This window comes from Methylomonas koyamae, from assembly GCF_006483455.1.
Taxonomy (GTDB): domain Bacteria; phylum Pseudomonadota; class Gammaproteobacteria; order Methylococcales; family Methylomonadaceae; genus Methylomonas; species Methylomonas koyamae_B.
The window spans coordinates 63621-75634 of record NZ_PPPU01000013.1; the positions used below are offsets into that span (position 1 = coordinate 63621).

The 12014-nt window shown below is 54.5% G+C and carries 12 protein-coding genes; 10 read left to right on the top strand and 2 right to left on the bottom strand.

Annotated features, from left to right (window positions below; translation table 11 throughout):
* From C2U68_RS07445 to C2U68_RS07455, 3 genes are all read left to right on the top strand, one after another.
* Window positions 1–1194 (top strand): DUF3150 domain-containing protein, encoded by a 1194-nt coding sequence (locus tag C2U68_RS07445; RefSeq protein ID WP_140911870.1) that lies wholly within the window; start codon window positions 1–3, stop codon window positions 1192–1194.
* A gap of 82 nt (window positions 1195–1276) precedes the next feature.
* Window positions 1277–3040 (top strand): VWA domain-containing protein, encoded by a 1764-nt coding sequence (locus tag C2U68_RS07450; RefSeq protein WP_140911871.1) that lies wholly within the window; start codon window positions 1277–1279, stop codon window positions 3038–3040.
* 388 nt (window positions 3041–3428) lie between these two features.
* Entirely contained in the window at window positions 3429–3935 is a 507-nt protein-coding gene (locus C2U68_RS07455) for a hypothetical protein (RefSeq protein ID WP_140911872.1), read from the top strand.
* Window positions 3936–3942: 7 nt separating this feature from the next.
* On the opposite strand, the gene C2U68_RS07460 is transcribed toward C2U68_RS07455, so the two are convergent.
* The gene (locus C2U68_RS07460; RefSeq protein ID WP_140911873.1) at window positions 3943–4296 is read right to left on the bottom strand and encodes a hypothetical protein; all 354 of its coding nucleotides are present in this window, start codon (window positions 4294–4296) and stop codon (window positions 3943–3945) included.
* Window positions 4297–4449: 153 nt separating this feature from the next.
* Here C2U68_RS07460 and C2U68_RS07465 point away from each other — a divergent pair, with 153 nt between their 5' ends.
* The 7 genes from C2U68_RS07465 to C2U68_RS07495 all read left to right on the top strand — a co-directional run bounded on the left by C2U68_RS07465 (window position 4450) and on the right by C2U68_RS07495 (window position 11428).
* Window positions 4450–5031, top strand: a complete 582-nt coding sequence (locus tag C2U68_RS07465; RefSeq protein ID WP_140911874.1) for a hypothetical protein — start codon at window positions 4450–4452, stop codon at window positions 5029–5031.
* A 107-nt stretch (window positions 5032–5138) separates the two neighbouring features.
* A complete protein-coding gene (locus C2U68_RS07470) occupies window positions 5139–6908 on the top strand; it encodes a DUF4942 domain-containing protein (RefSeq protein ID WP_140911875.1) in 1770 nt (589 codons plus the stop codon).
* A gap of 152 nt (window positions 6909–7060) precedes the next feature.
* Window positions 7061–7534 carry a RadC family protein gene (gene radC, locus C2U68_RS07475; protein ID WP_140911876.1) on the top strand — a complete coding sequence of 158 codons (474 nt, stop codon included), beginning with the start codon at window positions 7061–7063 and terminating at the stop codon, window positions 7532–7534.
* Window positions 7535–7680: 146 nt separating this feature from the next.
* Entirely contained in the window at window positions 7681–8304 is a 624-nt protein-coding gene (locus C2U68_RS07480; RefSeq protein WP_186289530.1) for a hypothetical protein, read from the top strand.
* 88 nt (window positions 8305–8392) lie between these two features.
* Complete coding sequence (locus C2U68_RS21135) at window positions 8393–10366, top strand: hypothetical protein (protein WP_186289531.1); 1974 nt, start codon at window positions 8393–8395, stop codon at window positions 10364–10366.
* Window positions 10363–10653, top strand: coding sequence for a hypothetical protein (locus tag C2U68_RS07490; protein WP_140911877.1), 291 nt, complete (start codon window positions 10363–10365; stop codon window positions 10651–10653). The genes C2U68_RS21135 and C2U68_RS07490 overlap by 4 nt, the downstream gene beginning before the upstream one ends.
* A 178-nt stretch (window positions 10654–10831) precedes the next feature.
* Window positions 10832–11428: a Uma2 family endonuclease gene (locus C2U68_RS07495; protein ID WP_064023805.1), complete on the top strand. Its 597-nt coding sequence runs from the start codon at window positions 10832–10834 to the stop codon at window positions 11426–11428.
* 165 nt (window positions 11429–11593) lie between these two features.
* Here C2U68_RS07495 and C2U68_RS07500 read toward each other — a convergent pair whose 3' ends face one another.
* The gene (locus tag C2U68_RS07500; RefSeq protein ID WP_140911878.1) at window positions 11594–11842 is read right to left on the bottom strand and encodes a hypothetical protein; all 249 of its coding nucleotides are present in this window, start codon (window positions 11840–11842) and stop codon (window positions 11594–11596) included.
* Between the last annotated feature and the right edge of the window lie 172 nt (window positions 11843–12014).

Genomic DNA, 12014 nt, shown 5'->3' on the forward strand with positions numbered 1-12014 from the left:
ATGACGCAGTGTAATCAAATATTGGACCGTGTGGTCTTGATCAAAATCCAAGCCAACATCTACGGCGCGCGGAAAAAATTGCGCAAAGAAGATCTGGTACTGGCCGACGGCAGTGAATTACCGCCCGAGGACTTGGCCAGCTTAGGCTCGAAACGTTTGCTCGATCCCGACCAGTTGGCGGACTTCAATCGCTTGAAAAAAGCGGCGGAACGCCACTGTTTACGGGTCGGCACCCGCTTCATGGGCGGTTTTGTGGTGCCGGTCGAACACGCGGACGCCATCGTGAGCGAGCTGGAAAAAGTCGCTCAGGAATTCGTGGTTAATAAAGCGAAGTTCCTGGCCGGCTACGACGACGCCGTGCGCGATTGGATCAAAAAGCATCCGAGCTTTGCCGGCATTATCGAAAAGGCGATCGACCCTATGGCGTACGTGGCCACGAAGTTGGGTTTCGACTTCATGGTGGTCGCCATCCGACAACCGGAAGCCTCCAGCCAGAAAGATGTGGCACGGCTGGAACAGCAAATCGATTCGATCGGCGGCCAGTTGTTTCACGAAGTGGCCAACGACGCCGAGTTATTGCTGGAACAATCCTTGATCGGAAAAGATCAGGTCACCCGGAATGCGTTGCGGCCGATTAAGCGGATTCGCGACAAACTGGATGGCTTGAGCTTTTTGGATTATCGCGTGGCACCGATCGTCACCTGGATCGATGGCGTACTGCAAGAAATCCCCAATCGCGGCGCGATCGAGGGGGCCTTGCTGCAGGAGATCATGGCAATGACCATGCTATTGGCCGATCCCGACAAGCTTCGCCGTCACGGTGAAGGCTTGTCGTCGAACCCGTCCAAGGTAACGAACGACGAAGACGCGGATGACGTGTTGTCGTCAGGGCATCCGGCATCGCCGATATCGGCAGCCGTGCTCGCCCCAGTGCAAACCAGCCTGCTCGAACCGAAGGAGCCGCCCATGGTGGACCCGGACGATCTGTTTGCCGGCTTGTTAGACGATCTGTTTACCGACGATGACGGTGAAGGCGAAGCTCACTCCTTTGCCGACATCGCTTCGCGGCCGGCTCTGCCCGTTGCAACGCCAGCGTTGGCTGCGCAAGCGTACGGATCCGACAACGAACCAGAAACCCACGGCACCGACGAATCCGAACTACCGGCGGAAGCGGTTACCGAATTCTGGTTCTAAGCGTTTTTTAATCACCCTATCGGGGCAATGCAACACGCCCCTCGTGGCTGTGGCTTGCCCCTTGTTTTTTAAGGAGCAAGCCATGCATCAAACTTTAGAACGCGCGTTTCCCATTGTGGCGGCCGCGATCGGCAACCGCTTTGGCATTTCGGTCGCGGTCGGCGGTACTGAAGCCTACACCGACGGCCAATCGATACAACTACCGGGCTACAACGGGTCCGATCCGCAGTACCAGAACTACGCGTGGGGCTATCTGGCCCACGAAGCGGCGCATGTTCGGTATTCGGACTTTCAGCTCGATTTTGGTGACTCGGTCCTGCGCCGGCGCCTCTGCAACGCGATCGAAGACGTGCGCATTGAGCATGAACTGGCCAAGGTCTATCCGGGCACCCGCTTGACCCTGGCAAGGATGGTGGAACAGATGTTGACCGAAGGTCGCTTAACGGCCCAGACCGCATCCGATCATCCCGGCAATGTCCTGTTCGGCTACATTCTGAAACGGCTTCGGGCCAAGGTGTTGGGTCAAACGATACTCGAACCCTTAGTCGACGCCACCCGAGAGGCCTTGCGTGCATGTTTTCCACGCGGCACTTTGATTCGCTTGGAAGGCTTATTGTCGGAAGTACCGGAGGGTTTAACCTGTGAACGCGACTGTCTGGATCTGACCGATCGGATTTTGGCGATGCTCGAAGAGGAATGTGCGAAACCAGCGGCTACCGCGTCTGACGACCAGTCGGATACGGACCCGGAGGATGACAACACCCGTCAATCCGACACGGACTCGGCAAAGGACGATCAACCCTCGTCCGATTCGGACGCAGAGAACGAGCAAAACGGCAGCAACCCGGAAGATTCTGCACCGTCCGATCAGGACGGCGACCCCGGAAACGGTTCGGCGAACTCGCCCAACCCACCATCCGGAACTGAGGAGCCGGCCAACCAAGACAGCGCGGAGCGAACGTCCTTAATGGACCAGCTCAACACGCTATCCGAGCAAGACCTGGAACAGGATTGGTTCGAGACGGCGAAATCGCAACTGGGTTTGGCGCCGGATTCGGCCGGAAAATGTACGCTACCGGTCGGGCTGTTTCCGAAAGGCAGTCGGCTAGTCGGCCAAGCTTTGGCAAACCGGGTGGAGCAGAACAGCAAAGCTCTGCGCGTCGCGTTGCAAAGTGCGGTGCAATCCCACCGCCAAAATCGGCCGCAAGCCGTGCGAAACGGTCGGCGTATTGATCCTCGCCGCTTAACCAAACTCGCGTTGGGCGATACACGGGTGTTTTGCCGATCCAGGCAGCGAGTTGCGCCCAATTGTGCGGTGCATATCTTGTTGGACAAATCCGAAAGCATGGGCGAAACCCTTGTCATTCAGGGCGAAAAAGTGAGCTTGCTGACCCTGGCCCTGGAAGCGTCGATGGCCTTAGTCCTTGCGCTGGAGAGCATTCAAGGCGTCAATCCGGCGATCACCGCCTTTCCCGGCGCCGACGATGACTCGGTGCACCAGCTGTTAAGGCACGGCGAAAAAATCCGCGACAGTTTGGGACGTTTTTCGGTATTTTCGGCCTATACCACGCCGATGACGCAAGCCGTTTGGTTTGCCGCGGCGCAATTGCTGCAATGCCGCGAACCGCGCAAACTGCTGCTAATGGTGACCGACGGCGTACCCAACGATTTACCGGGCACGCTGTCGATCTTAAAGCGTTGCCGTGACAGCGGCATCGAAACCCTCGGCATAGGCTTAGGGGTGGAGGTCGGCCATTTGTTTCCGGTCGCTCTCACCATTCATAACCTGACTGAATTGAGGCCTCAGCTGTTCGCACTGTCCAAAGCCATGCTATTGGCGGCGTGAGCGGTTAGGTGACTTGAATCGTGTCGATGCGTGGCCAGAACTTCATTCTTGATGAAGTCCTGCCCGTATCGACACCCTTCCCTATTGCACGCCCGGCCGGATCGGGCTACAGTGGGTGCGTGCGATATCAGCCGGTTTTTTCATGCGTCGTCCGCGACGGGACATGAAAAAATCGACTTCATGCGTTCTTTCGAGAATGCTGATTCCGGCTTCTGCCGGCGTTCCGTCTTCAGGCGGCGAGCAAAATCCGTTTTGCTTGTATCGGTTGCGTTAATGCCGATCCTTAATCGGGCTTGTTACAAGCCTTTATCCATCCCGCTTCGGGCGCCACCGCCCGAACCGGGTCGTGCGTTTGAAGCATGTTCTTCCATTGCGGAAGGAGGTTTCAATGCACTTCATTTTAGGCACCATCATTCTTGCCCTATTCATCCTGGCCATCCGGGTGATCTGGCATACTCTCAAGTCCGCCCGGCTCTGGTTTAGCCAGCACTGGGCGTTATGGCAAAGCGCACGCTTGCGCCAAGCTTCGGTAATGCCTGCCCTACTACCACCCCGCTTTACCGCACAAAACAGCCTGCCGGCAACGGATTGGGAAACCTTATCCCAAACCGTAAGGCAGGGTATTTTGGAACGCAACAACCGTCCGACCTACCGGCTCGAAGCACTCGATATCGAGCTGCAGGTTAAACAGAAAACCCAAGCGATTATGCTTGCGGACATTGAAATAGCCAATTTGCAACTCAGTTTGGCCGAAACGCAGGCGTTGCTCGCACAACCGGCGAAAAAGCGCCGCAAAACGCAGGTGGAAGGACCGGCTAAACGGCCGAATCCAGTCTCTGAATTGCGCAAAGCGCTTGGCAGCGGCAAAAGTACCCCGCATTCGGCCGTACATTAATCGGCGGTCAGTGCAGCCTGGTATCCGAAGGCAGGTGGAATACGTTGTTGCTCTTCAGTTCCCGCTCGATATCGAGCCCGAGCTGAGGCGCAATCTCAACGATCGTCTCCTGCCGGAGCGTGCGGATGCGGGCTAACAGCGGTCCTGCAACCTTGGGATCGCGCAGCTTGATTAACACACCGACTTCGGCATCGTTCAAATCCGCCAGGATTTTTCGATACAAATCGAAGTGGCGTTTGCCGGGCCCCACCAGAATCGCCATTGGTTTTGGTTCGGGTTGCGGCCTGGGTTTAGGTGGTGGATCGATGATTCGATCCAGCCACTTCACCCAGTTCACTAATCGGGTCACTATCGGGTTCATCGTCGTACCTTGAAAAAAGGAAGCGTACGCAGACCTTACAACGACTTATTTAAAGTGCAACCGTTTGCCCGCGCGGCCGGCGGTTTTTTATTCACCCTGGCGGGACTCCATCCTGCAGGGTGGCGGTTCCCGCCGATCACGGAGGGTATTGCTATGTCATTCTTACCAGCTCCGGTTTCGGAGATTCTGTATCTGAACCAATACCGTTGTCCCTATTGCCAGATCGAATGGGACGACGAATGGAATGGCGCCTGCAACGACCGTTGCCCATCGTGCAATGCCGAAATCTCACCTTACCACAGCGAGGTGCTGACCGAGGAGAACCCATCACCGGCCTACGCCGTGACGTACACCCTCGATTACAAGCACCGGGTGGTGGTCGGCATCGTCGCAGAGTCGGCAGACGGCGCGCAAGCGGTTGCCGAAGCCGCCTTCGACGACGGTACCATCTGGGACGACACCCCGGAAATGCCGCTGTTGTTCGACGACTTCGAGGAAGTCGACGGCAAAACCCTGCGTTGGCAGGTCGAAGCGGTCGACGTCTGGCCCAAGGCCGATGCCTCGGTGGTGAAGCTACGTCAAGAACGCACCGCGATGGCGGTGTGCCGCGGTCTGATCGACGCCTACCAGCGCGGTAAAGATGCCGGCGGCAGTATCGATTGGGACGATTTGGACCAATTGTTAACGTTAGCTAAACAAGCACTGGGGTTGTCTGATTCAGACCCAGCCGCTTAAACATCCTTCGGCTTTTCGCGGTATCCGCGGCGAGCCTCATTATCAATCCCTGCGGGAATGTCTGTTCCCGACCGGGGCGTGGCATTCCCCTTTTTTTGGAGAATGTCATGAGAGACCCCTTTCAATATTATGCCTCGACGGAAGCGCTGAGTATCCGGGCTTGGGCAAAGTTCAGGGACACCAGATTTGTGCGGGTCCTGGATCCATCGGCCGGCGAAGGGCATTTGCTCAAAGCCAAGCCATTCAAACAGTACCAACGGGTACCGATTGATTGCGTCGAAATCGACATCCGTAAGCATGCCGTGTTGCGGGAACAAGGCTACACCGTGGTGGGCTTGGATTTCCTGCAGTTTCAAAACGGCAGCGGTTACTCGCACTGCATTATGAACCCGCCCTTTGCAGCCGGTGCTCAGCACGTGCTGAAGGCATGGGACATCATGTTCGACGCTGAAATCGTCGCCATTCTCAATGCCGAAACCCTACGGAATCCGTTTTCGAAAGAACGCCAGCTGTTAGTGCGTTTGATCGAACAGCATGGCGAGGTGGAGTTCTTATCGGACATGTTCGCCGGCGAGGATGCCGAACGCAAAACCAACGTCGAAATTGCCCTGATCTGGTTGAAAAAAACCTCAACCTTTGAACGGGACATTCTCGGCAATATTCTGGACGACTTGCGCCAGGATCGAAGGGAAGCGGAGGAGTTGGCCAGCGCATTTCATGTGCCTCATGAATTGGCCTTACCTACTGCTTTTATCGATAACGCGGTATTGATGTTCGATGCCGCGTTTGAAGCCACACGGCAGGCTGTATTCAGTGAAGCCCGTGCCAGCCGCTATCGAGCCATGCTGGGCAAAACCCTTGGCGAGCTGAGTGGTGGCGGGCTACACACTGTAGACGATTCGTCATTGGATGCGGTGAAGCAGACGCTATTCGAACGGTATCAAGATCTGAAAAATCGAGCATGGAGCAACATTCTGCGTTCGACTCAGGTCACGTCACGATTGTCATCGACGGCGCAAAAACGTTTGGAATCGGATTTCGAAACGATCAAGTCTTTGGAATTTACCGTAGCGAATATTTACGGCTTTCTGCAAGGCATCATCGATCAGCAAGGTGAAATTCAACTGAGCATGGTCTGCGATGTGTTCGATCTGATCACGCGCTACCACAGCGACAATGCAGTGTATTACATGGGGTGGAAATCCAATGATAAACACCGCACGCTGGGGATGCGGATCAAGACCACACGCTTTGTACTGCCAGGGCATAAAGTCGAGTCCTACCACACAGGTCTTGACTGGAATTCGGAGCAACTTCTAGCCGATTTCGACAAGGTATTTGCCTTGCTCGACGGCAAGACCGAAGCGGAAGTGAGTTTGGTATCGGTGTTTAGGCAGCATTTCAGTGCGCTTAAGCAGGGTGAGCGGATCAGCAGTAATTACTTTGACGTTCGCTACTATCCGGGCGCCGGAACCATCCATTTTTTTCCGAAAAGCAAAACCTTGATCGACCGCATGAACCGTTGGGTTGGCTGTCGGCGACGTTGGTTACCCCCGGTGGATACCCAAGCCGGTCCAGGTTTCTGGCAGCAGTTCGATCAGGCGGAATCGCTCGATCGGGCGTTTCATGCCGAGGTGAATAAACAGTGTCCAAGCGGTACCAGACACTTACGCTTCGATCCCTTTTGGGCCATCAAATACGGCGGCGAGTCGGAACGGGAACAAGGCAACACCCTTTTAACCCAGGCGATGAGCACGGTGCTGGCCAGCCGTGGGATCGATCCGGATGCGATGTTGACGAATGAACCCGCCAACCGCAATTTGCTGGAATGGATTGATTCCTTGGAGTCCACTCAAGATCTGCCTTTGGCGTCGTAATTAAGCCTCTTTAGCAAAATATGTTCTGCCGACGTTGACCGTCGTCAGGCATCGCTGACGAGGCTTTGAACATTTTTGATAACCCTTCCGGAGAAAGTCCACCCCGGAAGGGGACGGCTTTCTCCACGTTTTAAGATTCCGGGAGAAAGCCCATGTTATTCATTCGAGGAACCAATAATCGTTATCGTATGGCCGATGAACAGGATGTCATCTTGGAGGCCATTCAGATCTACAACCGCACGTTCAGTCGAGGCGAAGCCTTGACCAGTCCGGACGATGCGAAGGACTGTATCAAATTGAAGTTGGCGCCATACGAGCACGAAGTATTTCTGTGTTTGTTCTTGGACAATCAACATCGCGTTATCGCTTGCGATGAATTGTTCCGGGGGACGATTGACGGCGCTAGCGTGTATCCGCGCGAAGTGGTCAAAGTTGCGCTGCGCCATAATGCGGCAGCTCTGATTATGGCGCATAACCACCCGTCGGGGATTAGCGAACCTAGTCGGGCCGATCGCGCGATTACAGCAAAACTTAAAGAAGCCTTGGCCTTGATTGACGTTCGCGTACTTGATCACTTCATCGTCGGCGAAACCGTGTATTCATTCGCTGAGCATGGCTTATTGTGAAAAGGTATTGGCGTCAAGCTTACTCCTCGATTAAGCCAAAGACCGACCCTATTTTAAGTTAACTACTGGTCTCACCAGTACCTTACCCTGCGGGAATACCTGTTCCCGACTGGGGCGTGGTGTTCCCGCTTCAACTGGAGAACATCATGCGAAATCCCATTATTGAACAGACCAGTCACGGAAAGACAGTTCGCTATCAGCGTCTGCCGTCCGGCACCTGTTATCACGAGGACACACGACAAGACGTCATCGATCTACTTGAGGAGGTCCAGGGTACGCAACGGAAAATCCGTTTGTACTATGGCGACCCGGCAACGGGACAGTCCTGGTTCGACGAGAACGATGTCATCGGCCGAATCGGTCGATCTAGCGGCAACATCAAGGTGCCGTTGCTGATCGAACCCGGTGAAATCGGTGGTCCGGCTATTTTGGACCACTGCATCGTGCGGATTGACAGTCCGTTTCGGACCCTTTACCAGCACCCGACCTTTCGGGTCGGCGACGTTGCCATCCAAAAAGGGGTCCACGTCGATTATCCGTGGTCGGTCACGATCGACGGCCAAGTCCATGCTGGCTTTGTAAACAAACGGCGGGCAAATGCGTTTGCTGCCTTCATTCAAGGCCAACGCTTTGCCTTGCCCGTCGACAAGCACGGGTTAATCGAGTGCGAAAACGACGATTTACCCTGGCAAGTTTGGGTGAACGACCGGCAGAAGGCCGCTTTTTTGTCTGAAGCTGAAGCGACGCGGTATTGGCACGCACTGCAGTAACCGGGCGCGATTGACATTGTATTTAACCCCGACGGGTACCCTACCCGTTTGGGTGAGGCTTGTCGGGACATTTTCTGAGGAGAAAACCATGACAGACCACCGACAAATCCCTGGCGATGCCATTAAACGCACCGTACAGCAATCGTTGACAAACCGCGACTGGATCGCACTTGACAGTGTGGCCATTGCCACCAAGTGCTACGCCACCGCGGTCGGACCGAAGAAAGCTTATGTCTATTTAACCCTTTGGGGATGCGAATGGGTATTGACGGCCGACTATGAAAGTCAAGGTCGTAACATCCTGGAGCCTCTCCGCGTGACTGTGCCTGACACGGCCGATGTTGAAGATATTCGGCATTGGACGGTCAGGTTTTCGGAGGAAATCGACGCAAGGGTAGCTGAAAGCTACGCCGTCCGTCTGATCCGGAACCAACCGCAAAAGCGGCCCTTCCCGCTCGGTATCACCGTGGCAACGCCCGGTGCGGTAGCCCTGCTGCAAAAGACGCTGCTCGATCCAGGCCACTTGCTCTCACGCCACGCCTGCGGCGATTGGGGTGATCTATGCGACGAGGATCGTGCATTAAACGAAGCCGCATTGGCAGAAGGCGGACGGTTGATGTCGGTTTACCAAATTTCCGGACAGGACACCGTCTGGGTCATTACCGAACACGCCTTTGGCGTCGGTTTTCTATCCGCGATCTTCGCCTGCCGGCACCTGGGGTTATCCAGTAAAGGCGGGTGTTTTTCGGTCGATACCGATCATATCCTGGGGTTTCAACCGGTGGAGGTTTCGCCGGTGACCGATTGGAACGGTCTGACCGAAATCCGGCTGGTCGATATCGACCCAGGTAAACTCAAAAATACCCTGGAGGAATTAGCGGCCGGTTTTCCAATTCCGGTGCATTTTAACGGAGTCTCGCTACCGCGACCCAACGCCATCGATTCTATCGGGGCGGCGGAGTTTGTGGCATCGCCGGTCGGCGAAATTCGCTTGATCAACCTGATCGATTCGTATCGGTATTACCGGGATTGCTTGGTGTATTTGCAAGGCCTACCGGTATATCGAGGCCACTATTACCGTATCGGAGACACCAGCCACCTTGGCAATATCGTGCATCTGGATAGCGCTCAATTCATGGCCCGCTTACCGGATCGCGACAAATTGGTGGATGAAGCCGATGTGATTAAGCTGATCCATGAGGCGATCGCCGCGGCGGTCGAAAGCCAGCTCATGGCACTGAAAACGGCCTTGAGCGCGGACGATTTCCTGACCTACTACCCGGTGCTACGCGAGTGCGGCTTGATACACTTACTCAACGATGTCGACCAACTGCCCAAAGCGCTAGTCTCCCGCATCCAACGGCCGCCGGTCTGCGATACCGACCTGTTTGGCGACTTTCTGGAAATGGTTGACCAACCAATTACCCAGTCCGCCGTCAAAAGCGGACAAGTGCAATTGGTGACGATTGACGACGATCTCCAGTCCGATGGGGCCTTGCGATACCTGCTGGCTTGGAAAAAGGGCTGGGTGCTTATCGATAACCGATTCGACGCCGGGCATTGGGTACAGCCCTACCTGCGGCACTTGAGCCAAGAAGAAGTGCGGAGTGAGATCCTTGAGGAGTCACATCGCGCGCAATTTCAAGGCATCTGGGTTTGGGTGACCGCGGTGTTTTGCCGGGCTTACCGGATTCGGATCGGCGCCGATAGTGTTGATATCGACGCACACGGTGCTTATACCGGCAACGAGCAAGACGATATCGTCCTGATTCCCTGCCAGGAAAAGTGGGGTGACGTGCTGGAACAGGTGTCGCGTTTCTGCGAGAACGACGATGACTATCAAGGTTCCTGTCACGATCAGGACGTCGAGCAATTCGGCTGCTTCATCGTGGCGAATACCGCCGATGATCCCGCCGACGCGTTGAAACGGCTGATGCCGGATCTAACCGGATGCAAAGTGTTGCACGGCAACCGATTCGTGGTGGAGATTGCCCCTGATGGACATCTGGCAGCCGTTTCGATAGCGGAACACGCTTTAACCGACCTCGAACGGCCGTCATGACCTCGAAATTCGTCTTCGACGCGCAAACGCTGGATACGGAGCCTGGCCATCCCGAGTCGCCCTTTTCGCCGCCGGCGGATTGGACGGGCGACGACGACGCCTATTTGACCTGGCTGAGAAGCCAATTCAAGGCCAGTCCTTGGGTTAGACAACGGTTAGGTTTGGCGGCCAGACGTTACGCAAAACAACAGCCTTTAGACTTTCGAGGCCGGTTCGGCGCGCTATTGCCGACTGTCCTCGATAGCATTCTGAGGAAAATACACGCCGAGCAGTCTGTCGGCGATTAACCCCATCCCCCTGACGATCGCGTTAGGGGGATGTTTTAACGCTTAACGCGATTCAATCGCAATCCGCCCGGACGGGAAACAGCTTCCCGGTCTGGGGGCTTGTTTTCCCGACGGTTTTTCATAACAATTCGAGGAAACCAGCATGAACACACACTCTCCACACTCTACGGAACCAGCGATGACGTTACAATCCAGCGAGTCTTTCATGACCGAGGCGCAATACCTCGCGAGCGAGCGCGTGTCCGAAACTAAACACGAATATCTCGATGGCCGGGTTCTGGCCATGGCCGGCGCGAATCACAACCATTCGCGGATTTCAGCCAACGTGCTTGGCGAGTTTCGCAGTCATTTAAAAGGCCGGCCTTGCGAGGCGTTCATGGCCGATACCAAGGTGAAAGCCGGTCAGAACTACTTTTATCCGGATGTCGTAGTGGATTGTACGAATGCGGCCGGCGATGAGGATTTTCTAACGTCGCCCCTGCTGATTGTCGAAGTGCTATCGAATTCGACTCGTAAAATCGATACCACTAAAAAGTTGCTTTACTACATCAATATTCCAGCACTTGAGGAATATGTGCTGATCGAACAGGATATCGTCTCGATCATCGTGATGCGCCGGAAACGCGACTGGCGTTCGGAGTATTATTATCTGGGGGATCACGTCACGTTCGATTCGATTCAACTGACCTTGTCCGTGGAAGCGATTTACGAGCGCGTGGACAATGACGATCTAATACAATTTGAACAGGCGAAGTTTGATACCGATCATCAATAGTCGCCTTCGATTTTAGCCCCTGAATAAGGGGCTTTTTTTTCAATTCGAAGGGTTTTGTTTGTTGGGCTATGCAAATGACCGATACTTTAAATCTGTGCTGTATATAGTCCACAACGAACTAAAGCTGCCATTGTTAGAGAAATTGAACGCCGCCTGCATTAGTTACTAACCGCTCAACAAATTCCAGTTATTCGGCAAGGCTACTGCAGTTATTACAATAAAATTGTCGGTGTGAGGCATGTATATGGCAATGCAGTGAGGGTACCCGTCCGGCATTTCTGCCAACATAATGAACTCGGTAAGAAAAATGGCCTTGATAGGCTCGACTGTTTTGTATTGAAAATGTTTTTTCTCGATTGCTGCATCGTTATATTCGTTAAAAATGGCATCAAGGAATCGTTCTGTCGGAATCAACTCTGCTCTCCTATAAGTCGGCCGGGACACTCCAAAGCCTTGGATAACAGTGCATACTAAAAACAAAAAAATGCAACACAGAACCAAAATAGTGGTCATAGCCACATAACAATACTCAACAACGACCGTCGCTACCACGCCGGTTGATTCGCTTCGGGGCTAGGCGGAATAC

Bases quoted from the DNA above. Each gene is read 5' to 3' on its own strand.
- C2U68_RS07445 (WP_140911870.1), top strand. From the start codon at position 1: ATGACGCAGTGTAATCAAATATTGGACCGTGTGGTCTTGATCAAAATC.
- C2U68_RS07450 (WP_140911871.1), top strand. From the start codon at position 1,277: ATGCATCAAACTTTAGAACGCGCGTTTCCCATTGTGGCGGCCGCGATC.
- C2U68_RS07455 (WP_140911872.1), top strand. From the start codon at position 3,429: ATGCACTTCATTTTAGGCACCATCATTCTTGCCCTATTCATCCTGGCC.
- C2U68_RS07460 (WP_140911873.1), bottom strand. From the start codon at position 4,296: ATGAACCCGATAGTGACCCGATTAGTGAACTGGGTGAAGTGGCTGGAT.
- C2U68_RS07465 (WP_140911874.1), top strand. From the start codon at position 4,450: ATGTCATTCTTACCAGCTCCGGTTTCGGAGATTCTGTATCTGAACCAA.
- C2U68_RS07470 (WP_140911875.1), top strand. From the start codon at position 5,139: ATGAGAGACCCCTTTCAATATTATGCCTCGACGGAAGCGCTGAGTATC.
- radC (WP_140911876.1), top strand. From the start codon at position 7,061: ATGTTATTCATTCGAGGAACCAATAATCGTTATCGTATGGCCGATGAA.
- C2U68_RS07480 (WP_186289530.1), top strand. From the start codon at position 7,681: ATGCGAAATCCCATTATTGAACAGACCAGTCACGGAAAGACAGTTCGC.
- C2U68_RS21135 (WP_186289531.1), top strand. From the start codon at position 8,393: ATGACAGACCACCGACAAATCCCTGGCGATGCCATTAAACGCACCGTA.
- C2U68_RS07490 (WP_140911877.1), top strand. From the start codon at position 10,363: ATGACCTCGAAATTCGTCTTCGACGCGCAAACGCTGGATACGGAGCCT.
- C2U68_RS07495 (WP_064023805.1), top strand. From the start codon at position 10,832: ATGACGTTACAATCCAGCGAGTCTTTCATGACCGAGGCGCAATACCTC.